This is a genomic window from Spirosoma taeanense (assembly GCF_013127955.1).
Lineage (GTDB): Bacteria > Bacteroidota > Bacteroidia > Cytophagales > Spirosomataceae > Spirosoma > Spirosoma taeanense.
Window position 1 is genome coordinate 1,558,475 of the sequence record NZ_CP053435.1, and the last position, 26,204, is coordinate 1,584,678.

At 50.5% G+C, this 26,204-nt stretch carries 24 protein-coding genes; 17 read left to right on the plus strand and 7 right to left on the minus strand.

The features are described 5' to 3' along the window. The first annotated feature begins 153 nt into the window (after positions 1-153). The gene (locus tag HNV11_RS06660; protein ID WP_171738931.1) at positions 154-387 is read left to right on the plus strand and encodes a DUF2905 domain-containing protein; all 234 of its coding nucleotides are present in this window, start codon (positions 154-156) and stop codon (positions 385-387) included. Here HNV11_RS06660 and HNV11_RS06665 read toward each other — a convergent pair. The 3 genes from HNV11_RS06665 to HNV11_RS06675 form a co-directional block, all read right to left on the minus strand. After that, entirely contained in the window at positions 353-1,921 is a 1,569-nt protein-coding gene (locus tag HNV11_RS06665; RefSeq protein ID WP_171738932.1) for a hypothetical protein, read from the minus strand. The genes HNV11_RS06660 and HNV11_RS06665 overlap by 35 nt on opposite strands. 81 nt (positions 1,922-2,002) lie before the next feature. After that, positions 2,003-2,812, minus strand: coding sequence for a sugar phosphate isomerase/epimerase family protein (locus tag HNV11_RS06670; protein ID WP_240163809.1), 810 nt, complete (start codon positions 2,810-2,812; stop codon positions 2,003-2,005). A gap of 74 nt (positions 2,813-2,886) precedes the next feature. Continuing rightward, entirely contained in the window at positions 2,887-3,498 is a 612-nt protein-coding gene (locus HNV11_RS06675) for a hypothetical protein (RefSeq protein ID WP_171738933.1), read from the minus strand. Between the two features lie 164 nt (positions 3,499-3,662). Here HNV11_RS06675 and fbaA point away from each other — a divergent pair, with 164 nt between their 5' ends. The 4 genes from fbaA (at position 3,663) to HNV11_RS06695 (ending at position 9,447) form a co-directional block, all read left to right on the plus strand. Beyond that, entirely contained in the window at positions 3,663-4,742 is a 1,080-nt protein-coding gene (gene fbaA, locus HNV11_RS06680) for a class II fructose-bisphosphate aldolase (protein WP_171738934.1), read from the plus strand. A gap of 201 nt (positions 4,743-4,943) precedes the next feature. Then, positions 4,944-7,655 (plus strand): DUF5686 and carboxypeptidase regulatory-like domain-containing protein, encoded by a 2,712-nt coding sequence (locus HNV11_RS06685; protein WP_171738935.1) that lies wholly within the window; start codon positions 4,944-4,946, stop codon positions 7,653-7,655. 135 nt (positions 7,656-7,790) lie between these two features. Then, positions 7,791-8,885, plus strand: a complete 1,095-nt coding sequence (locus HNV11_RS06690; RefSeq protein ID WP_171738936.1) for a glycoside hydrolase family 5 protein — start codon at positions 7,791-7,793, stop codon at positions 8,883-8,885. Between the two features lie 37 nt (positions 8,886-8,922). Next, positions 8,923-9,447 (plus strand): MOSC domain-containing protein, encoded by a 525-nt coding sequence (locus tag HNV11_RS06695; RefSeq protein WP_171738937.1) that lies wholly within the window; start codon positions 8,923-8,925, stop codon positions 9,445-9,447. Here the strand turns inward: HNV11_RS06695 and HNV11_RS06700 are convergent. Further along, positions 9,395-10,168: a hypothetical protein gene (locus HNV11_RS06700; RefSeq protein WP_171738938.1), complete on the minus strand. Its 774-nt coding sequence runs from the start codon at positions 10,166-10,168 to the stop codon at positions 9,395-9,397. The genes HNV11_RS06695 and HNV11_RS06700 overlap by 53 nt on opposite strands. A 1,190-nt stretch (positions 10,169-11,358) precedes the next feature. Here HNV11_RS06700 and HNV11_RS06705 point away from each other — a divergent pair. From HNV11_RS06705 to HNV11_RS06750, 10 genes are all read left to right on the plus strand, one after another. Continuing rightward, positions 11,359-11,865 (plus strand): hypothetical protein, encoded by a 507-nt coding sequence (locus HNV11_RS06705; RefSeq protein WP_171738939.1) that lies wholly within the window; start codon positions 11,359-11,361, stop codon positions 11,863-11,865. 260 nt (positions 11,866-12,125) lie between these two features. Beyond that, a complete protein-coding gene (locus HNV11_RS06710; protein ID WP_171738940.1) occupies positions 12,126-13,502 on the plus strand; it encodes an IS110 family RNA-guided transposase in 1,377 nt (458 codons plus the stop codon). A gap of 350 nt (positions 13,503-13,852) precedes the next feature. Next, a complete protein-coding gene (locus HNV11_RS06715; RefSeq protein ID WP_171738941.1) occupies positions 13,853-15,067 on the plus strand; it encodes a VWA domain-containing protein in 1,215 nt (404 codons plus the stop codon). Between the two features lie 560 nt (positions 15,068-15,627). After that, positions 15,628-16,389 (plus strand): IS5 family transposase, encoded by a 762-nt coding sequence (locus HNV11_RS06720; protein ID WP_171738942.1) that lies wholly within the window; start codon positions 15,628-15,630, stop codon positions 16,387-16,389. Positions 16,390-16,459: 70 nt separating this feature from the next. Continuing rightward, positions 16,460-16,966, plus strand: coding sequence for a TIR domain-containing protein (locus tag HNV11_RS06725; RefSeq protein ID WP_240163810.1), 507 nt, complete (start codon positions 16,460-16,462; stop codon positions 16,964-16,966). A gap of 15 nt (positions 16,967-16,981) precedes the next feature. Next, positions 16,982-17,884, plus strand: a complete 903-nt coding sequence (locus HNV11_RS06730; protein ID WP_171738943.1) for a DUF4231 domain-containing protein — start codon at positions 16,982-16,984, stop codon at positions 17,882-17,884. A gap of 180 nt (positions 17,885-18,064) precedes the next feature. After that, positions 18,065-18,844, plus strand: a complete 780-nt coding sequence (locus HNV11_RS06735) for a hypothetical protein (protein WP_171738944.1) — start codon at positions 18,065-18,067, stop codon at positions 18,842-18,844. 623 nt (positions 18,845-19,467) lie between these two features. Then, entirely contained in the window at positions 19,468-20,286 is an 819-nt protein-coding gene (locus HNV11_RS06740; protein WP_171738945.1) for an SDR family NAD(P)-dependent oxidoreductase, read from the plus strand. A gap of 68 nt (positions 20,287-20,354) precedes the next feature. Continuing rightward, positions 20,355-21,245, plus strand: a complete 891-nt coding sequence (locus HNV11_RS06745) for a helix-turn-helix domain-containing protein (RefSeq protein ID WP_171738946.1) — start codon at positions 20,355-20,357, stop codon at positions 21,243-21,245. Positions 21,246-21,770: 525 nt separating this feature from the next. Next, positions 21,771-21,971, plus strand: coding sequence for a DUF4177 domain-containing protein (locus HNV11_RS06750; protein WP_171738947.1), 201 nt, complete (start codon positions 21,771-21,773; stop codon positions 21,969-21,971). 316 nt (positions 21,972-22,287) lie between these two features. Here the strand turns inward: HNV11_RS06750 and HNV11_RS06755 are convergent, their stop codons facing one another. From HNV11_RS06755 to msrA, 3 genes are all read right to left on the minus strand, one after another. Then, positions 22,288-22,950, minus strand: coding sequence for an HAD family hydrolase (locus HNV11_RS06755; RefSeq protein ID WP_171738948.1), 663 nt, complete (start codon positions 22,948-22,950; stop codon positions 22,288-22,290). 57 nt (positions 22,951-23,007) lie between these two features. Next, the gene (locus tag HNV11_RS06760; protein WP_171738949.1) at positions 23,008-24,231 is read right to left on the minus strand and encodes an MFS transporter; all 1,224 of its coding nucleotides are present in this window, start codon (positions 24,229-24,231) and stop codon (positions 23,008-23,010) included. An 85-nt stretch (positions 24,232-24,316) separates the two neighbouring features. Then, on the minus strand, positions 24,317-24,979 hold the full coding sequence (gene msrA, locus HNV11_RS06765) for a peptide-methionine (S)-S-oxide reductase MsrA (protein WP_171738950.1): 663 nt from the start codon (positions 24,977-24,979) through the stop codon (positions 24,317-24,319). 87 nt (positions 24,980-25,066) lie between these two features. On the opposite strand from msrA, the gene HNV11_RS06770 reads away from it, so the two are divergent. After that, positions 25,067-25,915, plus strand: coding sequence for an AraC family transcriptional regulator (locus tag HNV11_RS06770; protein ID WP_171738951.1), 849 nt, complete (start codon positions 25,067-25,069; stop codon positions 25,913-25,915). A gap of 51 nt (positions 25,916-25,966) precedes the next feature. After that, positions 25,967-26,200, plus strand: coding sequence for a hypothetical protein (locus HNV11_RS06775; protein WP_171738952.1), 234 nt, complete (start codon positions 25,967-25,969; stop codon positions 26,198-26,200). The last annotated feature ends 4 nt before the right edge of the window (positions 26,201-26,204 follow it).

Genomic DNA, 26,204 nt, shown 5'->3' on the forward strand with positions numbered 1-26,204 from the left:
CGTGCCACAACCATACGCTTGCGCTGCCATGGAAATGGCAGCGCAAGCGTATTTTTACCGGGTTTTATTTTATCTGAAATGCGGAACGGTCTATTTGTCATCCAGGCCACTTCCGTAGTGGCGAATAGTAGAATGGGATTGGACTAACAGATTATGAACCCGACGATTGGCAAATACATCATCCTGATTGGAGCGGCCCTGCTGCTGATTGGTGGAATTATCTTTTTTTTCGGTGATAGACTCGGCTGGCTGGGCCGGTTACCGGGCGATATTCGTATAGAAGGCAAAAATGGGGGCGGCTTCTATTTCCCCATTGTGACCTGCATTGTCATCAGCCTTGTGCTGAATTTGCTTATCGTTCTGATCCGGCGCTTTTTCGGGTCGTAGCACTGGCGGGCGTAGCCGTTTTCGCGTCCTCGTTGTAGGTCAGCTTATTCAGATAGAAGACTTCGCGCTGGTTGGCGTAGTTTTTGGAAGGGGCTATCTTCTGAAAGCCGCAGGCCAGAAAATGCCGGTCATACCAGGCCATCAGGTTGTCCTGCGCTGAAAACGTCACTTTTTCGTTTTCAGCATTGGTTTGGAGCTTAAACTTTTCGGTTTCTTTCAGCACCTTACTGCCCTGAATGACCTCCGTTGTTATTTCTCCATCGTTGGGGTAGGCGAGAACCATCCGATTTCCCTGCTGCGACACCTGAACCATCTCGGTCAGATCTGGGCTAAGCAGCTCTTTAATGGGCAGGCAGTTATCCCACAGCAGCTGCCCCTGCCGGTCAAACCCGCAGATAAAGGCATGAGTATAGCGGAAGCCTTCGTACCGGTCGGCCCCGCGCAGGTAGCCGCCATAGGCTAAGGCAGCGCCCCGATATTGTGGGTAATACACTTCGGCGACCAGCGTCAGACCGTCGGGGGTTGGCTGAAGGTCATGAACCAGCAGCCGGTACCGGAACTTATAATCTTTGCCCTCTTCTTTCTTTTTCATAGCCCGCGCCAGGAGTTTTTGCTGGCGATGCGGCTTGAGGTAGTTAAAGAAGTTCTGCAGCTGCGAGAATTCAATGTACTGAATCCCGTTTACCGCAGCTTCGTCGGCCACATCAGCTGGTTCGTTGTGGCGGATGCGGGTTACGTAAATGCCCTGTGAATAAGGCGTACAATCGGTGGAGTAATTGCCAACCAGGAGCGATTCCTGCTCATTGACTGGCAGCAATTTACCCGAAATCAGACTGTTTTCAGCACCGTCGAAATTAATAGTGCGCAGGAGTTTGCTGTCGTAGTTATACGTGCGGATAGAGAACGTACAACGCCGTCGGGACGAATGAACCAGCACGTTAACTTCCTGTCGGGCCTCATCAATTTCCAGACTGCTCAGCTCCATCCGGTTGACATACATGCCCGGCAGCACTTTAACCGACTGATCAAAGAACGAGAACGCCAGAACAACGGGGCGGCTGTGGTGATAGCCGCCAATGTATGCCTGACTACCCATAATTTTGAAGTGCTGCACGTCGAATTGCTCAATCAATGATCCTTCGAACGTTTCGATATGGCCGTCTTCGAGGTGCAGGCGCAGAAACTGAAACCGGTTGGTGTCGTACGCCCGAAACAGATGATAAGCGTATTGATCCGTGTCGTAGGACAGCACGGGCCGGAACTTAATATCCTGCCTGAACTCTGTTCGCCAGAGTGGCTTCAGGTTGGTATTGAATTTCTGGAACTGATACCGGATAGGTGTATTATCGTATACGCTGCCCGTTCGGATCGTCATCAGAACGCCCCGATCGCCAAGGGGGGTTACGTCGAACGATTCAGCTTCGTTAGGGTCAGACGGAATCTCGATGCGCATGGACTGAGCCAGCTGCGCCCGGGCCGGGCGGGCCAGAAGGCTCAGCGTGAGCAGACCGACGATGAACAGAAAACGAAGCATACCTTATCAAATATACGGCCTTTTAGCCAATCCAGAAAGCGAAATGTACGGGGCCTGATAACTCCTTATTTCAGAAGAACTTTATACCTGCCAGCGTTTTTTCAGATAATCTTTCATAAATACGTTTACGTCCCACTGGCTAACGACGGGCTGCTGGGTGTAGGGCAACGTTGGCAGATAGCCCGGTGCGGGGCCAAACTCGCAGGTAATGGTCATCGCAAAGGCATTGGCGCGCTGGAGTCGGGTGCGGATAGCATCCCACCATCTGGCGTGCGTTTCGAGGGCCTCTTTCCACTCCGGGGCGCGGGGGTCCGATACCTGCGGAGCTTCGGGTTGACCAACCCGGCAGTGAACGTGGTCGCTGATGGCAATAGCCCGGCTAACATTCTCCGCCTGATCGTCAAGATAAGATTCCGCTACGTTAACCCAGTGCGAGTAATCGGCCGTCAGGCGCAGTTCGGGCAGTCTGAGCAGGTAATTTTGGATAGCCGGGGCGCTGTAGGAAAAGCGTCCCCGGTGCGTTTCGTGCAGAATACGAACGCCCGTCTGCTTCTGCACATCCAGCGCCGTCTGAATCAGCTCGGCATTCTGTTCAAACGTGAAAAAGTCCTTACCCGTATGCGCATTGATAAACAGGGGTTTATGGGCGGCAATGTCCAGCAGGTCGTCGCGGAAACGCTTTTTATGGTCCGCAAAGTCGCTGCCCCCGCTAAACGCCATCAGAACAAGATCAAGGCCATTATCGCGGGTTACCTGAACGGCTTCCTTGCGTTTGTCGGGGCCGGCGGCAATTTCCATCCCGTCGTAGCCTGCCGATTTAACGCGTCTGGCAGCTTCGGCATACGACAGATTTTCCATGCCCCAGAGCGGGCAGAAAAAGAGGGTTTTCACGGGCAGAAAAGGCTTAGGTTATTCGTCCAAAGTTTGCAGAAAAAACCATACCGCGAAACCTCAGCCGCTTTTTCTTAGGCTATCCACAGCATAACCATATTGACAACCCGCCACCCCGTTGGATACCGCTTCAACAGAAACAGATCACCCGTGCCGCACAGACCACCACACACCCGCGATCGATAACAGACAGCCTTGGTCTGATCGGCCGAGTAAACAACCGAGGAGAAATACAGGACCGCGTCGAAGTTGGGGAAATCATTCTTGATGTCCTGCAGGCTCCGGGTTGACCGGGGACCAAAATAATACTCCGACTGTTCCTGCGTCAGCATACGTAATTGATGACAGTCTGTCGGAATGGGTTCCGATAATGGATGAACCGTGAACTGGGTAGAGTCGATCTTACCGACAAACTGCTGCCAGGCCGGATCAGTCGTGACACTATCCGACTTGCCGCGCCGAAGGATGACCGCCCAGTCGTCAACCAGTGGCTTTGTTGTGTGATAATCAACCAGCAGCAGGTTGTTTTGTCGGGCCGGTGGGTTTATGCAATCCATATCAACAATCGCTTTATAGATTTGGTAATCCATTTCGTTCGACTGAGGAGTTGGGTTATTCGAGTCCCGGCAGTCCCACAATCCCGCCGAGATCATCAGACAAATGAGTACTAATTTTGCTGTTTTCATAACGAGAATGTTTTCTATATGAAACTGCATTGTTGCTCAAAGCGTTGGGCGGAATTAGTATTTTTTTTACAATATGCTCAACTTTGCTCCTGAATGACAGATAGTCCTGCCAGTCTCTATTTAGGCAAACTATTTCTTCAACCAATCCAAAAAATAGCCCAATCATGAGCGAAGTAGCCACCCGTTTTGCGCCTGGTGTTGTGACCGGCGAAGGTGTCAGCGAAATTTTTCGCCACGCCAACGAAAATGATTATGCCCTTCCTGCCGTCAATGTTGTCGGTACGGACTCTGTTAATGCTGTACTCGAAACGGCTAAAACAGTAAACTCGCCGGTTATCATCCAGTTCTCGAACGGGGGCGGCATTTTCTACGCTGGCAAAAGTCTCTCCAACGATAAGCAGCAGGCGGCCATTGCCGGGTCTATTTCGGGCGCGCTGCACGTTCATCACGTAGCCGGACTGTATGGCGTACCCGTGATTCTGCATACCGACCACTGCGCCAAGAAGCTTCTGCCGTGGATCGATGGTCTGCTTGATGCGGGCGAGAAGCATTTCGACCAGACGGGCAAACCCCTGTTTTCGTCGCACATGCTCGATCTGTCGGAAGAGCCGCTGGAAGAAAACATTGAAATCTGCGCGAAGTATTTCGAACGGATGGCCAAAATTGGCATGACGCTCGAAATCGAACTGGGCGTAACGGGCGGTGAAGAAGACGGCGTTGACAACTCCGACGTAGACGACAGCAAACTCTACACCCAGCCTTCGGAAGTGGCTTACGCCTACGAAGAGCTGAGCAAAATCTCGCCAAACTTTACCATTGCGGCAGCCTTCGGTAACGTACACGGCGTTTATAAGCCGGGCAACGTAAAGCTGTCGCCGATTATCCTGAACAACTCCCAGGAGTATATTCAGGAGAAGTTCGGTACGGGCCCATTGCCGGTAAACTTCGTCTTCCACGGCGGGTCGGGTTCGAGCCGCGAGGAAATCCGCGAAGCTATCCGCTATGGCGCCGTGAAAATGAACCTCGACACGGATATGCAGTGGGCTATGTGGGAAGGCATTCTGAACTACTACAAGTCGAAAGAAGCGTATCTGCAATCGCAGCTCGGCAACCCCGAAGGGCCGGATTCGCCGAACAAGAAATACTACGATCCACGCGTGTGGCTGCGTAAAGGCGAAGAAAGCATGGTGCAGCGCCTGAAAATTGCGTTCGAAGATCTGAACTGCATCAACCGCCTGGCGTAACGAGCGTAGGCCGATGGCGAATCTGAAGTGCCGGGTTTTCTAGCCCGGCACTTTTTTTATGAGTTTTTAACAGGGCTCCGAACCAACGCTACCCGACTTCCATGCATCTTGCCTACGGTAAAGCCGATTGGTAGCAACTGAAACGAGCCCCTGTTTTCGTTAGTTTGTTAGATTCAAACAATGAAGCCAACCCACTAATTGATGAAGCCTTTTCTGCTGGTTCTTTTCACGCTTCTATACATAGCTGCCCACGCGCAAACCGGAACGACCGGCCTGCGCGGACTGGTCAGAACGGCACAGGGCGACGCGCTGCCCTATGCGGCCGTCGTGGTTAAAGGGCCCGCTCCGGCTACCCGAACCACCGGCACGATCACCAATGCCGAAGGACGTTACGAAATCGGGCTGCAACCGGGACGTTACGAAATCGTGTTTCAGTTTCTGGGGTTTCAGTCGGTGCAGAAGCAGGTCGAGATAAGCAGCGGTTACGTAACCCTCGACGTAACGATGCAGGAGCAGGCGTATCGACTGGCCGAGGTACAAACCAAAGCGGGCAACGAAGACCCGGCTTACACCATCATGCGCCGGGCTATTGCCAAGAGCCGGTTTCACCAGTTGCAGGTGCAGCGGTTCAGGGCGCGGGTCTATACCAAATCGTCGTTTACGGTGCTCGATCTGCCGAATCTGGCCGAGATGGCGTTTCGCAAACAGCTGAAAGAAGCCGAACGGGATTTCAATTTTAAGGTGGGCGTGCCGGTGCTGAACGAAACGGTGGCCGAAGTAACCTTCAGCCAGCCCAATACGTACCGCCAGCGGATTATTGCCAACCGTAATTCGCAGGGTGATTTTCTAAGTCCGAACCAGTTTTATAACGCCAGCTTCTACAACCCGACCATTGCGGGGGCTGTGTCGCCCCTGTCGCCGAAGGCGTTTGCTTACTATAAATTCGAGTACAAAGGCACCTACCGCGAACCCGGCCCGGATGGCAAAAGCGTGGAGGTCAGTAAGATTCAGGTGATTCCGCGGCAGTACGGCGAGGGCGTATTCCGGGGGACGATTTTCATCATTGAAAACACCTGGGCCATTCACAGTCTGCAACTGGAAACGGTCAATAACATCGGCGTGTCCTTTACTGTCCGGCACGTATGCAGCCCGATTCAGGGCGTCTGGATGCCGACCAATCAGCGCTACAATGGCAGCGGCTCGTACCTGGGCGTGAAGGCAACCGGGCAGTATGTACGCAGTTTGACCTTCAGCGAGTTTGTGGTGAACCCGGCGTTTGTGGAAGACATTGAAGTTGCCGATGAGAAGAAAGGTCCACCCGCGCAGACGCTATCCAAAAGCGACATCAAAGGGCAAGAACTCGATGAACTGGTGAAAAAACAGAAAGAGTTCTCGACCAAAAATCTGCGTCAGCTCGTCAGGGAATACGAAAAGCAGGAGAAACAGGCGCGCAAGAACCGCAAGGAAGACGTAACGGTCATGCGCGACGATTCGCTGGTGGTTGACTCCCTGGCGCGTCGGCGTTCGAACGTCTTCTGGGATTCGCTGCGGTCGGTGCCGCTCACGACTGCCGAGGTGAAAAGCTACCGCAAGGCCGACAGTCTGGGCCTGATCCGCGAGATTAAAGCGCCCAACGACACGACCCGACGCGATAGTACACAACGCAAAAAATCACCGAACAAGTTTTCGCCGGGGCAACTGCTGAGCGGCTATACGTGGCGGCTGAACAAACATAGCTCCTTGATCTACACCAGTCCGATCTCGCGGGTTGAGTACAATACCGTTGAAGGCTATACGGCCGAGGGGGCGCTGAACCTGCGCTATCGGCCGCGAGTAGACTCGATCAGTCGGTACCGGCAGATTACGCTCAGCGAGTGGAACTTCGGCGGTACGGGGCGATATCAGTTTGGCCGGAAACAACTGGTTGGTTACGGTCTGGCCAGCTACCAGCACAAACAAACCCGGCTGGCGCTGTCGGGCGGACGGTATCTGTACCAGTTCAACCCCGACAACCCCATCAGCCCGTTCCTGAATTCGCTGACGACGCTGTTGTTCGAGCAGAATTTTGCCAGGCTCTACCAGAAAGATTTTATGAATCTGACGGTCAGCGCATCCCCCTTCCGGGAGCGGCTGACGCTGACGGGTGGGCTGGAAGTAGCGCAGCGGAACGAGTTGAGTAACTACAGAGAAGACATCCGGCCATGGATAGACTGGCGTAACCGCGCTTATCTACCCAACCGCCTGGAAAACGCCGAAATCGCCAGCACCGGCTTTCCAACGCATCAGGCCATTACGCTGAACCTGACGGCTGCGGCTAAAATAGGCGCAACCCAGTACGTTATCCGCAACGGTCGGCGCATTGCCCGGCGCGACAACGACGCTCCGCTGCTGACGCTCAACTACCGGAAAGGCATGGGCGATGTCGATTATGATTTTGCCCAGGCAACGCTCAGTCACTCGTTCGAAACGGGCATCCGCAGCCGATTGAACTACCAGCTTAGCGCCGGGGCGTTTCTGAACGACCGAAAACTGTATTTCCCCGACTTCAGGCACTTTGCGGGCAATCAGTTTTTCTTCCAGCAGGGCGACGTCGTGTCGAGCTTCCGCCTGCTGCCGTATTATCAGTACAGTACCGGCAAGCGGTTTGCTGAAGGGCATGTCCTGGCCGAATTCCGGAAGTTTGTGATCACCCAGTTTACGCTCGTCCGGCTGATCGGGCTGAAAGAGAATCTGTTTGTGCATTACCTCGCCACGCCGACTTCCCGAAACTATACCGAGCTGGGGTATGGTCTGGACGGCCTGATTCCGCAGGTGCTACCGTTCTTCCGGGTCGAGGTGATTTCGCAGTGGCAGGATGCGCAGTATAAAGGGCTGGGTTTCCGGATTGGAACAACGCTCAGGTTTGGGCGATAAGTCGTTCAGACAAAACGACCTGGCTCAGAAATAAAACTTTGGGGACGTAACGGCGTTTTGAACAAAAGCCTCGGAGAGTTGGCCTGATGGTTCCCTGTTCAATTAACTGCTTCTGAAGTAAGCCCCCGTTGCCCCATGCGCCGTCGTCTGTTCCTGCAAACCTCGCTTACGGCCGCTGCCGGGCTAAGCCAACTCACACCGGCCATCGCCGGGAACGTAAAGCCGCTGCCTGATCCAAAGCCGGGGAAGCTGCCACGCTGGCGGGGATTCAACCTGCTCGAAAAATTTGTGGCGGGCAAAACCGGCCCCGAACCGGCGGGACCGTATCAGGAGCGCGATTTCGAATGGATTGCTAACTGGGGATTCAATTTTGTGCGTCTGCCGATGTCGTACCACTGCTGGGCCACGCCCGATCCGGCGCACTGGACCGAACTCGACGAGCGGGTGTTGAAAGAAGTTGACCAGGCCGTTGACTTTGGCAAACAGCACAAAATCCACGTTAACCTGAATCTGCACCGGATTCCGGGCTACTGCGTAAACCCGCCCGCCGAGCCGCTGAATCTGTGGACGGATGAGCGGGCGCTGGAAGCCGCCGTTTTTCACTGGAAGCACCTGGCCGAACGGTATAAAGGCCGCCCTAACCGCGAGGTGTCGTTTGACCTGATTAATGAGCCAAACACCGACGAAGCCAGTTACGTCCGGGTCGTTACGGCTCTGGTCGAAGGGATTCGCTCAGTTGACCCTGACCGGCTTATCATTGCCGATGGGCTGCAATATGGTAACCATCCGGTTCCTAATCTGGCCGATCTGAAACTGGGCCAGAGTACGCGGGGTTACCTGCCGATGAACGTCAGCCACTACGGCGCGTCGTGGGTGCCGGCGCTCAAGGACGCGCCACCGCCAACCTGGCCTGCCAACTGGATGAACACTACGTGGGACGCCGATACCCTGCGCCGGGTAGAGATTGAGCCCTGGCAGAAGCTGCAAAAGCAGGGCGTGGGCGTACACGTTGGGGAGTGGGGCTGCTTTAACAAAACACCCCACGACGTTGCTCTTCGGTGGATGGAGGACCAGCTCAAACTTTGGAAGAGTGCGGGCTGGGGCTGGGCGCTCTGGAATTTCAGGGGCTCGTTTGGCATCCTCAACAGCGACCGGGCTGACGTAACGTATGAAGACTATAACGGCATGAAGCTGGACGCGAAGATGCTGGCCCTGCTGCGCAACTATTAGCGTCAACTTCTATAGCAGGCCGTAAGACACTGAGCGTATGCAGAATATAAAAGACCTGTTTGAGGTATTTCCCCGGCCGGGACGGATCGAGTGGATCGGCATACGTCCCGAACGGCGGGGCCCGGTCGAGGTGGTTCAATCCGTCGAGGTTTCCGAAAAGAAAGGTCTGCTGGGCGATCATTATAGCGGGCAGAGCGGCAATCGGCACGTTACGCTCATGCAGGCCGAGCATCTGCCCGTGGTAGCGGCTCTGACGAACCGCGATACGCTGGACCCGGCCCTGCTCCGACGTAATCTGGTTATATCCGGACTGAATCTGCTGGCCCTGAAAGATCACCACGTTCAGATTGGCGAGGTGGTTTTACAGATTACAGGGCAGTGCCATCCGTGCTCGAAGATGGAAACCGCGCTGGGGCCGGGCGGCTATAATGCCATGCGCGGACACGGAGGACTAACGGCAAAGGTAGTTCGGGGCGGAACGGTGCGGGTGGGCGACAGCGTAACGGTTATTAGCGCTGCTTCGGCTGTTCCGGATCGGCCGAAAGCCGACTTGGCCGGTTGAATCCGTACCGATAGCGGTTCCGTAGCTGCTGGATGGTGTTGATGAGGTCATAATCCGATGCGCGAAGCAGAAACTCATCGTCCAGGTCGCAGAAGTCAAAAAACCGGTCAATATCGTCGCCTTTGAGGTCGGTGGCCTGATCGACCAGCAGCCGGAAGCGTTCGAGCGCCAGCGCGTGCCGCCGATCCTGCTGCATGATGTAATACGCCTTCCGGTCCGACTTAGGCCGTTTTCCAAACATCTCGTACAGCAGCGTTACGCCCGCGCCATCGGCCAGCCGGTCGAACGCCTGTTCCCCGCTTACCTTTTTGGAGGCCGTCGGCTCGTCGAGAACCTGCTGAATCTCGCGCTTGACCTCTTCGTAGCGTTTCGCCGTAACGGTCACCTCGGCGAGGTCAACGACGCGGTAGGGCATGGGCGGCAAGGCGCGGGCCGTAATAGTTGGGTTCTCGGAGCCGTCGTAGCGGATGCCGGTGCGGCTGAAGAGCTGGCTGGTCAGAATGAGCGAGTCGCCGGGCTGTACCGTCATAAAGAAACGCCCGGCGGTGTTGGTGCGGGCGCGCTGGCGGGTACGCTGGTTAATGACCGTAGCGCGGTCAACGCCCTGCTTCGTCGTCTGGTCCACTACGGTCCCGACCACGTACTTCCCCTGCGCCCGGGCCTGACCCGACCAGCCAAAGACGATGAAGAGGAACAGCAGATAGACGAAAACAGCGCGCATGGAGGGAACGACCTGTGCCACACCGCTTCGATATGGCACAGCTAACTGCCAGTAAAATTACGGGATTCGGGCCAGTAACGCGTGAAACAGGCGTTAAAAAACGTTAAGTCAGCCCCTGAGTCATCACCCGCGAAACCACTCTGAACAGGCGGACTCACGCAGTTAATCGTAATAACAAATAGTTTGAGCAGGTAATTGTTTACGTGGGCATCATGCGTATACCTGATTCGTTGAGTAAGCTAAAAAAAGAATGTTCGTCGTTTCGTGGGACGTTGAATTGCAATATATATTCCAACTAGGTATTATTGTGCTTAGAGCGGTTACTTAAGGAGATCTTCCCAAAAAGGCTCGTAGAACTGGTATGCTTAGCTATGAAGTCTTAGCTATCTATGCTTCGGTGTTAAGCGTTCATGCGTAAAATACTCTGTTGGAAGTCGATAAAATGCGGAACTATAATCCGCTGATAGCCAATCGGTCATAAGCGAATAGTTCCGCGAAATCGCGTACAATACTATGTTGTACGGAGATGCTCCCTACCTCCCCTTGCTTTTGTCCTATTTTTGGGCTAGCTTGTCGGCGCGGGGAAGCTCGCTTACAAAGCTCCCGACAAGCTAGCCCAAAAATGCACGGCCAACCGCTTCAGCCCATCCCCCGGACTGGATGGGTGTAAACGGACAGTCAAGCTGTCGGTCGAGCCGGTCGACGCTCGTACAACATCGTGAGGGTGTAAGCCGCTGTCGCTACGCTCCCCGGCTTCACCCTCACGGTCGTTGTACGGAGATGCTCCCTACCTCCCCTTGCTTTTGTCCTATTTTTGGGCTAGCTTGTCGGCGCGGGGAAGCTCGCTTACAAAGCTCCCGACAAGCTAGCCCAAAAATGCACGGCCAACCGCTTCAGCCCATCCCCCGGACTGGATGGGTGTAAACGGACAGTCAAGCTGTCGGTCGAGCCGGTCGACGCTCGTACAACATCGTGAGGGTGTAAGCCGCTGTCGCTACGCTCCCCGGCTTCACCCTCACGGTCGTTGGGTGGCAGGAATAAGATGGGCGTCAAAGGCGGGTTATCGGCGACAGCGGAGCCGCCCCGACAGGCAGGCTGTTGGCTCGTTGGGCAGCTTCGGTTGACAGCGTGAACGCCCCGGCAGGCACGCTTTTATGATTCTATTTTCAGCTTTCGAGCGACAGAGAAATATGAATGGAGAGAAACTTTATAACCTGATCGACAAACAAGTCGAAAAGTCAGTCTTCCTATTTGCGGCTGATGAAGGGGTCTATGGCTTGTGGGAATTTGTACAAGAAGTAAACTTCGAGTTCTTGACCATTGCCGAAAAATATGCCATTGCCTACGATTTACTGAAGGAATTACTCTTGGATGAGTTATTAATTCTTGAAGAGTTCACAAGTACGGATTTAACTCAAAAAGTTAAGAACATTGAAGTAACGGAACTTGAATCCATATTGAGCCGCCCATTTTCTTGGTACCCAAGCGGAACACCAACCTATTCAGTCTCTATTACTCAAAGAGGCATCGATTATCTGGAAAAACTGAGTGAACTGGAAAGGCAAAACTTAAGCAACGGCTTTTTAGAAGTGCTTAATAGGGGTAGTTTTCCGTCGACAGGATGCACGTCCCGAAAGCGGGTTTGCAGCCCAACCTCCGCTGACTGCGCCTACGCAGACACGCACAAGAACGCATGAGACCAGCAAACGACCCCTTAGCCCTATCTTTGCAAAGCTATCAGTAGCCCCTTTGTGGGAAGATCGTCCCCTTTTCTGGTGCTAAACAACCCGGCCAACCTCCCGATCCGGCTATCGGCCATCGGCCTTTCTTCAGAAGGCCATGCCCTGAACACGCCACTGGTGGAACGGCCGCGCCGTTACCCCGTACATCCTACTTATTGTTTTTAGATGATAGCCCACTGGTAGCTTTTTTGTAAACCTGCTAACCCGTTTCGACCATGAACCAGCAGACACAAGACTATCGCAAAATGCCCATCGTTCACCAGCAGGTAGCGGGCGTGGACATCGGCTCTCAGTTTCATGTCGTGGCTATCGGCGACGACCCCAAGCAACACGTCCAGCAATTCGGCGTGTCCACCAAAGAACTGTTTCGGTTGGCCCAATGGCTGACTGACAACCAAGTGAAGCACGTAGCTATGGAAGCCACTGGCGGTTATGAACGACCCCTGGTCAACGTCTTACAGGAAGCCGATTTCGAGGTATTGGTCACTGCCGGGGCTAACACGAAAAACTATCGGCGGTTCAAATCCGATACGTCGGATGCGATTCACATTCGTACTCTGCATAGTCTGGGCTTATTACCCCCCATCTTTCTGCCCGACGAGTTCTCGACGCTCATCCGGCCCTTAGTTCGCTTGCGCCGGAGTCTGGTCGAGGATGCTGCCGACTACATTCGCCGTATCCAGAAGGCCCTGCGGGCGGGTAATGTGCGGCTGGATGCGGTGCTGACCGATACGAATTCGGTGTCGGGTTTGCGGATCATTGCCGCCATCTGTCAGGGCCAGGAAGACCCCCTTAAACTGGCCGAACTGGTTGATAGCCATTGTAAAAAGAAACCTGCCGAAATCATCGAATTGCTTGGGGGCAACTGGAACGGGGCTATGCGTTTTGAAGTGCGGAGCAATTACCGGCTCTACCTGAATCTACAAGCTGAAATTGCTGAGTTAGACAAGGAACTTGACCAGCACTTCACGGACCATACAAAGGGACTAAAACAGCCTACCGCCGTAACCGACCCGACGGTAGGTCGTCAGAAGTTGCGCCAATCCCGCAACACCCCCCGGTTGCCCATTGAGCAGTATGCTCATAAACTGTTGGGCGTTGACCTAAGCAATATACCGGGCTTTGGGCGGGATGCCTTACTGACGTTCATAGCCGAAGTCGGTGAGTCGATTAGCAAGTTTCACTCGGCCAAAGCCTTTGCCAAGTGGTTGGGTTTCACTCCGAACAACAAAGCATCAGGCGGTAAAGTGTTGTCGAAGAAGACCTTGAAGAACAAATCAACGTTGCCTAACACGTTTCGGATGGTGGCCAACTCGCTGGGCAACATGAAAAAGCCTAATCCGATGACAGCGTTTTTTCAGCGGATCGCTTACCGGGCGGGTCGGATCAAGGCCATCACCGCTACGGCGCGGAAGCTGGCGGTGGTCGTTTACAAAATGCTCACGACGGGGGAGGCTTATGAGCCAGCAAAATTAGTGCGGGACATCGCCCAGGTAAAGCAGCAACAAATTCGACAAATCAGGAAAAAGCTGGCCAAATTCGAGATTACAGGGCAGGATTTGGGTCTTTTTGCTACCTTAGGGGCAGCTTGAAAATGAGGGAGTTAGAAGGCATTCGTACATCAAACAGAGGGTGTAAAGGTGAAAACCGTTCGGGTTCAGGGTAGTTTTACCCTCATCCATCAGCCCTCTGGGGCGTTGGGTGGAGAAAATAGCCAGTAACGTAGCGGTGGGCTTGTGTGCGACAGGCAGCACGTCCCGACACAAGGCGGTTTTGGCGCGTTGTTCGGCTTCGGTCGACACGAGAATCGCCCCAATTGAACGAGTTTAGGCTTTCATTTCCGGGTTGCGGCTGACAGGGTGAACGCCTTAGTCAGGTATCTTAAGCAAGACAACATCTGACAAATTTAATTCCATCAAACGGGTCGAAATACTTAAAGAAAATGCAAACAGTTACAGAGATTTTGATTGATTTTTCCACGAGCATGAAAGAGAAGTTAGCTTTAACTAAGCAAGCTCTATTAAATGATATTATTCCTAACCTTGATTACTCTGCAAGAATAGGAATCAAAACTTTTTCAGCAGCTAATGATAAAAACCCTATTATAAAAACAATTTTACCGCTTTCTGTTACTAACAAAGAGCAGTTAACTCAGGCTGTTAATAAATTGGATAACCCAGATGGTAATACGCCTATTGCAGCAGCAATAAAGAGTGCAGTGGACAGCTTAAAAGAGTTTATGACCTATGACAAAAAAATAATTTTGGTCACCGACGGTGAGGAAAATTGTGGAGGTGATTATACAGTAGAGGTTAACAAAGCAAAAACAGAGGGTGTAAATTGCCAAATTCATATTATTGGAATTGGTCTTAGCCCTCAAGCTATACAACAGGCACAAAGTATTTCAAAAACTTCAAATGGCACATTTAGCCATATTCAATATGCAAAAGATACCGTTTACAGCCAAAGTACTATTAAGCAGAATTTAACTACTTTTTATGCATCTGTAAGGCCGCCAGTGCCACAGCCTGTTAATTTACCTAATGTACCGCAGCAAATCACAGTTCAACAGAATAACACGAATCCAGTAAAGGTAGCTGAACCTAAGCCGAAAGCAGAACCAATCCCACATCCAGTAAATGATAATACAGGCCCAAAAGATGATGAGCACGCCTTGAAAGATGAAGCTATAAAAACCTTGATTGATGACGTTCGAGAGATTAAAAATCAGCTACAAGAAATAAAAAGGAAAAGCGAAGCGGTTCCCGATGTCGTTGAAGATGCTGAATTGAACGAACGTATTCGTCAATTAAGTGAAGAGTTTATCTTTGAAATACTGAAGCGGAAATATGCTGATAGAGTTAAATGGCTAAACCAAAACGGCGAAGCTTATGAGGACCATGACTTTGAAATTATTGATATTGACGGTTCAATAGAGTATTATATTGAATGCAAAGGAGCAGCGAAAAACAACTCGACGTTTTACTTAACAAAAAATGAATGGCGGCTTTTTCTAAATCACACAAAAAATTATCAAATCTATTTTGTAAAAAGCACACTTAGTACCCCATCTCACATATTCATTGACAATCTAATGGATTGGTTATCAAAAGGTAAAGTTGTCCCTTATTTGAAGGAGCGGCAGGTAGTTAAATAAGAACGCGTTTTTTTAACCTTTGTTGAGTAATTCGCTTAGCGAAGGGTAGCTTTTCGGTGACAGGATGCACGCCCCGAGGGACGCTTTGCAGCCCAATCAAACGAGGGTGTAAAGGTTCAAGTACGATTGTTCAGTAACGTAGTGTCATCACCATCAGCCCTCGCGGTAGTTGGGTGGAGCAGCCAAGTAAGTGGCGTGGGCGGGTTCCGTGCGACAATGTAAACGCCCCGCGTGGGCAAGTTTTTGGCTTCCATTTTCGGGTCTCGTGTGACACAGTGAAGGCCCCGAAAGTCGGTGTTTGAATTTTTTTGGACAGGTTCCTTGCGACAGGGCGCACGTCTCGACAGTTAGAGTTTAACAAGACTTGATACAAAGGCTTGAGCGTGCGTTTTAATAAATCACCCAAAATTTTGACAGTAGATAATACAACTGTAGAAACTTAGATTATGGCAAGAAAGTGTTATATATCCTTCAAGACTGAGGATATTGCTTAGAGCGTGTTTTGGAATTGAGAAAGGCTGAGCGTCAGGGCATCTTTGTGTCGACCAAGACATGAAGTAATGACCAAACAGTGGACTCCACTGACTGACGCTCAGTGGACAGCAATTTCGCCTTTTTTGCCTATTCAGCGCAAACGCCAGCATGATCTTAGACGCATTGTCAATGCCATCTTGTGGCCGCTACGCACCGGATGCCAATGGCGTAATATGCCTTTTGAGGGCCTGCCCTGGCAAAGCGTTTGTTATTATTTCCATCGCTGGAAACAGGATGGAACCATTGAGCGATTGAATGCCGCACTCAACGAGTTGGATCGGCTCCGTAACGGACGGGCAGCCCTGCCCTCAGTGCTATGTATTGACACACAGTCCATTAAGTTAGCTCCCATGAGTGGTGAGTATCGTGGTCTGGATGCTCACAAACGCGTGAACGGTCGTAAACGCACGTTTGTGGTCGACACCCAGGGTCGCTTATGGGTGGCTGACGTAGGGGCTGCTAATGAAGCAGACGGGGCATTGGGGGTTGGCCTAATCGCTGATGTGGTATGGCGGGTGGGTGAACACTTGGAGAAGGTGTATGGCGATCAAGCTTACAACGGCGTGTTCGCCCATACACTGGCTGAGTGGAGTATTGAGTTTGAGAAGGCTTCCCGACCTGAATCGGCTCGAGGCTTCGTACCCGTAGCTAAACGATGGGTCGTGGAGCGAACAATTGCGTGGACCAATTTCTTCCGGCGTGTGGTCAAGGATTACGAGTACACCACATCTTCTTCGGTGAGTTGGCTATATTTAGCTAATATTCAACTTATGCTACAACGTATCTAGCCTCCAAGCCAAACATAATTCCAAAACACGTTCTTACAAAAATTACATACAAACGTACCTTAACATTGAGATGATTGATAAGTCATTAAATGAACCAGTAAATTCACTTGATGAAGACTATATAATGCGAGTTATAAGACAAAATTATTTATCTGACTCAACTGTAACAATTCATTTAATAGGTCTATATGGTGCAGAAAATAGAAGACAGTATGAACAAAGATTTATCAAAAGAGAGCTACAGGCTTCTTTGTATCATGGTTTAGGCAATACCCAAAATGGCGTTTTAGGAATAGTATTGCCTGATTTATATAATGCGGTTTATTGTGGTTCAGGAATTTGTCCTAAATGTGGAAACTCGCACAATTACGTTTACATAAACGATTCAACAACTATAAAAGAATTTAGTTACAACTACTATATTCCTAAGCTTAATAAATGCTCATGGGGTGAAGAAGATAGATTTTGCGTACTTGTAAAGTGGGAAGACTTTGTAAAAAATCCTGAGTTTTATATTGAACAGGCATTTCAGAAGCGAAACGCTGATATCTCTAATTACACACGGTTAAGACCTTAAATAATTAATATGACTGTGAATAGTCTACCAAAAATAGCAGAAAAAGACTTTACGAGTTTTTACGTAGCCTCTGATTCGGCTTCAAAAAAAGCGCAATCTGATTACGTATCCATAATAGCTGTAGATTTAATTTCAATGTTAATAGCTTCTGCGATTGCAACGTATAATTATCAATCCGAACAATCAAAGAAAATTTTGTATATTATTTCAGGCACTTTACTTCTATTAAGTTTAGTATTAACAGTTGTCTTGTTGTCTAAAAAATTTGAGGATATATGGTATCAAGGTAGAGCTTTAGCGGAATCTTGTAAAACACTTACATGGAGATTTATGATGCGCTCTGAACTATTTGAGGATACTGTTCCTTTGAACCAAGCAAAGCAAAAATTTATTGATCGAGTACAAGAATTAAGTAAAGAGTTTTTAGAATTAAATAAGATTTTGGATACAGAATTATTAAACAAGCCTGTAATTACACAAAGTATGATTAACGTAAGAAGTCTTTCACTTGAGAATAGAAAAGAATACTATATACAAAACAGAATTGAAGATCAAAAAAATTGGTATGCAACAAAAGCACAATTCAATAAAAATAGATATAATTCATGGTTCACTGTTATTATTATTGCTCAGTCAGTGTCATTAATTAGTATTGTTTATTTGATTAATAGCCCAAATTCTAACTGGAACTTTGTTGGGTTTTTCACTACTATTTCAGCTTCGGCAATTAGTTGGTTACAGTTAAAAAGACACCAAGAATTGAAACAGGCTTATACAACAGCTTCGCAAGAACTAAACTTAATAGTATCTTTAGCTGACGAGATTACAGGTGAAAACGAATTTTCCAAATTCGTTTTGGATTCGGAGAATGCAGTGTCTCGGGAACATACATTGTGGCTTGCTCAAAGGAGAAGATAGAAGGGGGCTTATTTTTCTTGTATTCTGAATAGGAAAGTCACCGGTGGCAGGCTTGTAAAAGCTTCTACGTTGCTATTAACCCCCTGCGGTCATTGGTAATCCGAAGTAGTATAAAGTGTGCACTTCTTATTTTGATAGAAAAGCTTACGAACTGACAAACCAGAATTAACTATAAAGGAAATGGCGAAAGCAACAGCAAAAGTAGTGGAAGAACAATCTAAGATAAACTCTGAGATAGTTAAGCCAAAGTGCTTTGTAATAATGCCATTTGGAGGTTGGTTTGACAAATACTATTTAGAAATTTATATTCCAGCTATCGAAGCTGCTGGCTTTGATGCCAAAAGAGCAGACGATTTATACAGACCAGGTAATATAGTGAACGACATTTGGGCTTATACAAAAGAAGCAACAGTATTACTTGCGGATTTGACTAACAAGAATCCAAATGTTTTCTATGAACTGGGGCTTGCTCATGCTATTACTAAACCTGCAATTCTGATAACGGCTTCTATGGAAGACGTCCCATTTGATTTGAGGAGTCTAAGAGTTATAGAGTACGATAAAAACAGCCCTAAGTGGGGCGAAGTATTACAGGGAAGAATAACTAAATCATTAACAGAGACTTTAAAAAATCCTAAAGACGCTATACCACCTACCTTTTTTGAAGTTGATAATACCGAAAAAATTAAAATTACCCCTGAAAACAAAGAATTATTAGAGATAAGAAATGAACTTGATTTACTCAAACGTGAAGTTAGGTCAAGTGATTTAAGGCGAAGAAGGAAAATTGGAGAAGAAATTCATCCAGATGAAGCAGAACTACTCATTAGGAGTTATCTTAAAAAAGGCCTCGATGAAGCAGTAATAGCAGAAAAACTTGAGCCGCTGGGTCCACCGAGAGAATGGGTGTATCGGCAAATTGAAAAAATAATAAAAGAAACGCCGAAAGATGGAGAATAAATTTCTGAATTTCCTATTATGAATAGTTGATATGAAAAACTTTGACAGATTGCCTCCGACACGATACACGTCAGAATTTGACAGGTTTTACGATGGTTACGTGTGACATCGAGCAACCAAGCGTTTGGTCAACCAAAAGCAGGGTAAGTTTCGGATGACATTCGGCACTCTGGAGTTAACGAGGTTTAGCAGTTTTGACCGTATGTTTTTGATTCACTCCGCGTGGGCAAGGTCACCGCTGACAGGATGCTCGCCGGATGCGCAACGTTGGCAGCCCAACCGGCAAAGGGTGAAAAGGCGCAGCCTGGTAGCTCAACCATAATTGCTTATTCACCATCAGCCCTTTGGGTCGTTGGGCGATCAGTCCATGAAGTGTATTCGGCGGCTTTTGTTGATAAGTCGCAATTGACTGACAGTAAAGCTATTAACTCTCAACACAGGCGTCGATCGATAGGTCAAATGCCCTAGTGAAATAACTTGACAAGGGGCAGGTTACGGGTAGCAGAAGATGACCGCTTGGTCACAATGATAAGGTAAAATGTGCTAGCTTTTCCCACTTTTGTATAAGTTGAGATCAGCGCTCTTGGGTCAACTTTGTCTCATAATTTTTAGCAGAAAAAATAATGAGCAAAACTATTTTAATTACCGGAGCATCGCGAGGATTTGGCCAATTGTGGACTAAGGCCTTTCTACAACAGGGCTATAGCGTAGCCGCCACCGCCCGAAACCTAACTAGCTTAGATGAGCTGAAGGCTCAGTTTGGTGACCAACTGCTGCCCATTCAATTGGATGTGACCGACCGTGGGGCGGCTATTCAGGCAGTGCAACAAGCCTACAATGAGTTTGGGCGCATTGACGTGCTGATTAACAACGCGGGTTATGGCTTGTTTGGCTGCGTAGAAGAAACCTCAGAACAACAGGCCCGCGACTTGATGGAAACCAATTTCTTTGGTCTGCTTTGGCTTACCCAGGCTGTCTTGCCGATTATGCGCAAGCAAAGCAGTGGCCACATCATTCAGGTATCGAGTGTGCTGGGCCTGATCACCTGGCCAAATGTAGGTCTGTACAATGCCTCCAAATTTGCCGTTGAAGGCTTGAGCGAAACGTTGGCCTCGGAAGTAAAAGGGTTTGGTATCAACGTCAGCCTAGTAGAACCCGCCCCGTATGCCACTGACTACGCCGGTTCCTCGGCTGTAATTACTCAACCACTATCCGCTTACGCTCCCTTAAAGGCGAGTCTGCAGGCCAACTATGCCACCCTCTATATGGGCCAGCCCGAAGCCACCACCGCAGCGATGCTCCAATTAATCGAAAGTGAACAGCCTCCACTACGGCTCCTGCTAGGCAAACTAGCTTACCCCCTGGTTAAACAGGCATACAACAGCCGGTTTGCTGAGTGGGACGCTTGGGCCGAGGTCACTATGGCCGCCCATGAGGGTTAATCAACTAACCGTGACGGGATAAATCTATACCGTTTTTGGCTGTAGATTTATCCCATTATTACTGCCGTATGCTTCATTTCAGTACCCTTAGCGCCATGCGCCGTGACCTGGGCTTACGCCCACCCGAGCACCCTCAACTAGCCATAGAGAGGGGTCTGCAAAGCTGCCCCCTGGATGGGCAAGCCTTCACTACCGATTGCTATGGAATAATGTTCAAAAAGGTCAAGGCTGGCGTTATGCTGTACGGTCGTACCGCTTACGACCATACCAACGGCTCGTTGTCCTTTGTTAAACCCCGGCAACGAATCGAGTTCAGGAATCTGGAAGTGGAAGAGGACAGTTTTTTGTTATTCATGCATGAAGATTATCTGAATGGTCATCCTCTCCACAAGCAGATTCAGCACTACACTTATTTTGATTACGAAGTGACCGAAGCGCTGCATCTCTCCCCGCGGGAAGAACAGGTCATATGGGATCTGTACTCCAAGATTGAAGCTGAGTATTACAGTAATCCAGACGAGTACACTCGCCTGATTATACTGACCCATATTGATTCTCTGCTGACGTATTGCCAGCGCTTTTACAAACGTCAGTTCATCAACCGCGCCGAGCTGTCAGGCAAAACGGTGTCTAAGTTTCGGGAAGCACTAGCAGCCTGTTTAAGGGATGAATCAGAGCAAACTAACGGATTACCTTCGGTTCACCAATTAGCCAACCAACTCCACTTATCCCCGCGCTACCTGAGTGATCTGCTCAAGCAGGAGACTGGCAAAACGGCTATCGAGCTGATTCATATTTTTCTCATCAACGAAGCCAAAAACCGGTTAAAGCAAAACGAACTGAGTATTTCTGAAATCGCTTATAGGCTTGGGTTTGAGAACCCTTCTTATTTTTCACGGCTATTTAAGAAAGAAGTTGGTCTCAGCCCGAACCTCTTCAAGAAGCAGTTGTCTACTTAGCTGTATGCATTAGTGGTTTTGACAACCATACTTCGGCTAGATGCGTGGCTATACAGCTTAAAAGTGTGTTCGGCGGCACCAGTCGACACGCCATACTGTATCGACAAGTAGTCTTTATATAGTTGTCGGCTCCGGTTGACAGGATGCAGGCCACTGGAAATAAGTTGAGCAGCCCAACAGGCAGGGGATGTAAAGGTGCAAGCATCTCGTATTCGGCCAAGTAAATTGGTAACCATCAACCCCTTGAGCCATTGGGTGATATGGCTATTATGTGTGGCGTGGGCGGGTTCCGGGTGACAGGATGCAGGCCGCAGAGGTCAGGTTTTTTGTCCGTTTAGCGGGATTTGGGCCGATAAGCCAACCGCTCCGACAGTCCGAGTTTGGGTTTGCAGTGTGATGTCTTGGTGATAGGGTAAACGCCCCCTGAGTCAGGCTTTGGTTGATTAGGTGGGTTTCGTCCGACAGGGCAAAACGCCCCGGTTAGGAAACTTGAGAAAGCCTACGAAAAAACAAACTCGTAAACCAATGAAAGAATACAAAGTTGAAGCCCTGATTTATTACTCGAAATTAACGCTTGATTCAGAACACATCGTTAAGAAGTCCAAAGAAGAAATTCAGACAAAGTTGGATGAATACGCTTCACAAGGTTACAGATTAACTTCTACGTCGTCCACTAATTTTGGATCTGCCGTATATATTTATCTGTATTTTGAGAAGGATATTTAACGGTTTTTCGCTCTGCGTGGTAGGCTTTCTGGCGACAGGCTGCACTTGTGTAGGCTACGTACCTCAGCCCAACCGCCACCGAGTTCGCGGGCGAACAAACTCAGAAGAACTGTTAAATTATCCTTTGGATAACGCTTGATTATCAGCGAACTGCAGTTTAGCGGTACATCCAAATGGGTAAGTGTAGAGACACGTTTGTTCCCTCTTGTGCGCCTTCCATCAACACTTTAGCGTTGAGTGAGCTAACCACACATACTATTTACGCAGCTGCGTTTTAACGAACAATGCCCCTGCTTATAAGCAGAGGCATTGTTCGTTAAACAACGTTAACCAGCCGCTGGAGCCGGTCGAGGCTCATTTCGGTAAAATCCCGGATGGCGTCGTCCACAAAGGGAGCCAGTTCGTCGGGCGTTTGGGTTGTCGCTACGCCGATGACGTGCGCACCCGACGCCCTGGCGGCCCGGATGCCGGTCATGGAATCTTCAAAAATCACGCTGTCGGCGGGGTCAATGCCTAGTGCCGCCATTGCTTTCTGGTAGATTTCCGGATCGGGTTTGGGGCGGCTGACCATGCTTTCATTCAGCAACGCGTCGAAATAGGGACGTAATTCCAGCGCATCGACGACAAAATCCAGGTTTTCGACGGGCGCGGAAGTCGCTACGGCCGTGCGGATGCCAGCGGCTTTCAGGGCCTTCAGGAACGTAACTAGTCCCGGAACGGGCGTAATGTTGGGGCGGTAGAGTTCGCGGAACAGAGCTTCTTTCTCATTGCCCAGCCGCAGCACTTCGTCGGTCGTCAGGGTCTGGTTGGCGAATAGATGCGCGACGATATCGGTATTGTGTTTGCCTGAAACGTGCTGCACAAAATCATCATCGCTCAGGGTCTTTCCATACCGCTGGTAGTACTGCCGCCAGGCGGTGCGGTGATGCGGGTTCGTGTCGACGATCACCCCATCCATATCAAAAATTACTGCTTTCATAAAAATAGATTACACACTGGCGGGGTAGATAAAAGCATTTACCCGGCCCGTGTGTGGTTAGAATAAGTTGACAAGTCGGGCCAAGCCAGCCGAAATGAGCAGGATAACGGCGACAAAGCCTAAGCCAAAGTACAGGCCAAAGGCTTCGGCGACGAAGCCAATGACGGGCGGACCCGCCAGAAACCCGATAAAGCTGAACGAAGCAAAGGTTGCCAGACCCGCCACGGGCGGAATGCCCGGCACCCGTAACGCGGCACTATACAGAATAGGCGCACCCAGCGAACAGCCCGCGCCCAGCAGGGCAAACCCAACCAGCGCAACGGCGGGGTAGGGAAAAGCGATAGCAATTATCAGACCCAGCGTACCCAGCACGGCACCAATCTGAAGCCAGCGTTTAGAGCCGATTTTCGGAATGATGGCATCGCCCAGAAAACGGAAGCTCGTCATGGTCAGCGAGAAGCTGGCAAAGCCCAGGGCGGCAATCTGGCTGCTGGCCCCGAGGGTTTCGCGCAGGTAAACAGCGCTCCAGTCGAAAGCGACCCCTTCGCCCATAGCCACGGCCAGACCAATCAGAATCATCAGCAACAGGTCCCGATTCGGGCGTACGAACGATGATCCGGCTTTCTCGCCCGATTCAGTGCGGCTGCTGGAAGGAATCTGCGCCAGCATGGGTTGTAAAAGGACCGTCAGTAACAGAATCAGCGCGGCCATGCCCATGATGTGGACCGACGGCGATACGTGCAGCGCAATGACGGCTCCGGCAATGCCCGATCCGAGCAGTCCGCCCAGACTCCACATGCCGTGGCAGGAAGACATGATCACGATGCCCCGCTCTCGCTCCAGATTGGTGGCGCTGGTGTTCATGGCGACGTTGATCAGGGCCGCGTTCAGGCCCATCAGGAATAAGCCAAAGACCAGCACCGCCGGGTTGGGCGCATTGAGCGGGATGCAGACGGCCAGCGACAGACCCACCGCCGACCAGAAACAGGCCCGCGCTTCGCCAAGCCGGGAAATGATCCAGCCCGTCAGCGGGTTCATGAGCAGCAGTCCGGCAGGCATCGCAAATAGCGTTAAGCCCAGTTCCGCGTCGGAGAGGGCCAGCTTTTGTTTTACGTAGGGAATATGCGCTACCCAACTGCCGAACAGGATACTGTCTGACGCGAAGACCAGGCCAACCGCCAGGGCTTGCCGGTTCAGGAAAAACGTCATCAGGTTCCTGACAAACAGCGTACGATAGGAGTTGCCTAACGAAATTGAAGATTGTTGTCCGGTTGTATTCATAAAGCAAAAATAGCCGGTTCGAACCGGCTATTTTGTCAATATATTATCCGCTACCAATGCTGTATTGATTAATTTTTGGCAACGGCTATTCATTCATTGTTAACGAGGTACTATTTTTAAGGTGGCCCGCCATCGCTTTACGTAGCTTCTCGACCTTAGGCAGCGATACACGCTGGATATAGGGCTGGTCGGGGTGCAGCGCGAAGTAATTCTGGTGGTAATTCTCGGCGGGGTAGAAGGCCGTAATAGGCGTTACCTCCGTGACAACCGGGTTGGCGTAATGTTTCGACTCGTTGGTGCGTTTGATGGCGGCCAGAATTTCGGCTTTCTCGGCAGGCGTGCGATAAAAAGCTACCGAGCGATAATCGCGGCCAACGTCGGGCCCCTGCCGGTTGAGAGTCGTGGGGTCGTGACCGGCGAAGAACGCGTCGAGCAACTGGGCGTAACTGATTACTTTCGGATCGTAATACACCTGAACGGATTCGGCATGGCCGGTTTTATCGGTGCCCACCTGCTCGTAAGTCGGGTTTTTAACGTCGCCACCCGCGTAACCGGAAATGACTTCGCGTACGCCTTTCAACTGGTTCATGCCTTCTTCCAGGGCCCAGAAGCACCCGCCCGCAAAGGTGGCTACGGCCTCGCCGGGTTTGGGCGTGGGTAGTTTGGCGAATGCATACTCGTTCGACTGGCCCTGTGCACATCCGGCCAGCAGGAGCAAACTAAAGACGTATAAATGAAGTCGTTTCATGCTGATTGTCATTAAAAAAGCGCTTACTATACTAACGTTTAAAAGACATTCCCGGTTTCTTTGTCGGTAAGTTATGCCCCGTGTTAGATGAAACTCCAGTTTGAGAAAATAGAACCCGAAGCAGGCAGTTCGTTTCGGGTCATGCACCATACCGAAGCCGAAACGTGCCGGGTGTACTGGCATTATCATCCGGAATACGAAATTGTCTTTATTCCCTCGGGCGATGGGCAACGGCGGGTTGGCACGAACGTATCGCGCTACGAAGCGGGCGAGCTGATCTTTATCGGGCCGAATCTGCCGCACCTGAATTTCAGCTATGGCAAAGAAGGACAGTATGAGGAGATTGTCGTGCAGATGCGCGCGGATTTTCTGGGCGATACGTTCCTGCAAAAACCTGAGTTATCGCTCGTTCGTCGGTTGTTTGAGCGGGCGCACCGGGGCCTGGCGTTTGGCGCCGGCACCAAGCAGCGCGTTGGGCCGTGGCTGGCTCAACTGCCCGCTCAGCCGCCCTTCGAGCGGATGCTGATGCTGCTGCGGGTGTTGCAGCAACTGGCCGATGCGCCGGACGCCGAACCGCTCCATGCCGATGGTATTCAGTTTGATTTGAACCCGAAAGAGCAGGAGCGCATCAGCCGAGTGTGTCGGTACGTGGAGCAGCATTACGCCCAGGCGATTGACGTGCGGGCCGTCGCCGATTTATCCAGCCTGACCGTTCCGGCGTTTTGCCGTTATTTCAAGCGCATGACCAACCTGACGTTCACCGATTTTGTAAATGAATACCGCGTCAATCAGGCTCGTCGGCTGCTACAGTCGTCCCGAACCGTTGCGGATGTTGGCTTTGCCGTCGGGTTCAACAACCTGTCGCACTTTAACAAGACGTTTCGGGTCGTAACGGGCCAGACCCCCAGCGCCTACCGCAAAGCACTAGTCGGGTGAGAGCTAGCGAATACTGGCCTGAATGGCGATATTTGAAAAAATCTGACGACAATGAGTTTGCAAATTATTCATGACGGCAACGGGCAACCAGCAGGCGTTTTTATTCCGATGCAGGATTGGAATGAACTTAAAAAACAGTACGCTGACCTGGAGCAATATGAGTATGAAGAGCCTTCCAAAGAGCAACTCATTGCCGAATTAAAAGAAGCCGTTCAGGAACTCAAGGCGATCGAGCAGGGTGAAAAAAAGCCAGGATCGCTAACCGACTTGCTGAATGAGTTATGAATAA

What these genes read in the sequence shown, in the direction of transcription:
- HNV11_RS06660 (WP_171738931.1), top strand. Translation starts at nt 154, where the DNA reads ATGAACCCGACGATTGGCAAATACATCATCCTGATTGGAGCGGCCCTG.
- HNV11_RS06665 (WP_171738932.1), bottom strand. Translation starts at nt 1,921, where the DNA reads ATGCTTCGTTTTCTGTTCATCGTCGGTCTGCTCACGCTGAGCCTTCTG.
- HNV11_RS06675 (WP_171738933.1), bottom strand. Translation starts at nt 3,498, where the DNA reads ATGAAAACAGCAAAATTAGTACTCATTTGTCTGATGATCTCGGCGGGA.
- fbaA (WP_171738934.1), top strand. Translation starts at nt 3,663, where the DNA reads ATGAGCGAAGTAGCCACCCGTTTTGCGCCTGGTGTTGTGACCGGCGAA.
- HNV11_RS06685 (WP_171738935.1), top strand. Translation starts at nt 4,944, where the DNA reads ATGAAGCCTTTTCTGCTGGTTCTTTTCACGCTTCTATACATAGCTGCC.
- HNV11_RS06690 (WP_171738936.1), top strand. Translation starts at nt 7,791, where the DNA reads ATGCGCCGTCGTCTGTTCCTGCAAACCTCGCTTACGGCCGCTGCCGGG.
- HNV11_RS06695 (WP_171738937.1), top strand. Translation starts at nt 8,923, where the DNA reads ATGCAGAATATAAAAGACCTGTTTGAGGTATTTCCCCGGCCGGGACGG.
- HNV11_RS06700 (WP_171738938.1), bottom strand. Translation starts at nt 10,168, where the DNA reads ATGCGCGCTGTTTTCGTCTATCTGCTGTTCCTCTTCATCGTCTTTGGC.
- HNV11_RS06705 (WP_171738939.1), top strand. Translation starts at nt 11,359, where the DNA reads ATGAATGGAGAGAAACTTTATAACCTGATCGACAAACAAGTCGAAAAG.
- HNV11_RS06710 (WP_171738940.1), top strand. Translation starts at nt 12,126, where the DNA reads ATGAACCAGCAGACACAAGACTATCGCAAAATGCCCATCGTTCACCAG.
- HNV11_RS06715 (WP_171738941.1), top strand. Translation starts at nt 13,853, where the DNA reads ATGCAAACAGTTACAGAGATTTTGATTGATTTTTCCACGAGCATGAAA.
- HNV11_RS06720 (WP_171738942.1), top strand. Translation starts at nt 15,628, where the DNA reads ATGACCAAACAGTGGACTCCACTGACTGACGCTCAGTGGACAGCAATT.
- HNV11_RS06725 (WP_240163810.1), top strand. Translation starts at nt 16,460, where the DNA reads ATGATTGATAAGTCATTAAATGAACCAGTAAATTCACTTGATGAAGAC.
- HNV11_RS06735 (WP_171738944.1), top strand. Translation starts at nt 18,065, where the DNA reads ATGGCGAAAGCAACAGCAAAAGTAGTGGAAGAACAATCTAAGATAAAC.
- HNV11_RS06740 (WP_171738945.1), top strand. Translation starts at nt 19,468, where the DNA reads ATGAGCAAAACTATTTTAATTACCGGAGCATCGCGAGGATTTGGCCAA.
- HNV11_RS06745 (WP_171738946.1), top strand. Translation starts at nt 20,355, where the DNA reads ATGCTTCATTTCAGTACCCTTAGCGCCATGCGCCGTGACCTGGGCTTA.
- HNV11_RS06750 (WP_171738947.1), top strand. Translation starts at nt 21,771, where the DNA reads ATGAAAGAATACAAAGTTGAAGCCCTGATTTATTACTCGAAATTAACG.
- HNV11_RS06755 (WP_171738948.1), bottom strand. Translation starts at nt 22,950, where the DNA reads ATGAAAGCAGTAATTTTTGATATGGATGGGGTGATCGTCGACACGAAC.
- HNV11_RS06760 (WP_171738949.1), bottom strand. Translation starts at nt 24,231, where the DNA reads ATGAATACAACCGGACAACAATCTTCAATTTCGTTAGGCAACTCCTAT.
- msrA (WP_171738950.1), bottom strand. Translation starts at nt 24,979, where the DNA reads ATGAAACGACTTCATTTATACGTCTTTAGTTTGCTCCTGCTGGCCGGA.
- HNV11_RS06770 (WP_171738951.1), top strand. Translation starts at nt 25,067, where the DNA reads ATGAAACTCCAGTTTGAGAAAATAGAACCCGAAGCAGGCAGTTCGTTT.
- HNV11_RS06775 (WP_171738952.1), top strand. Translation starts at nt 25,967, where the DNA reads ATGAGTTTGCAAATTATTCATGACGGCAACGGGCAACCAGCAGGCGTT.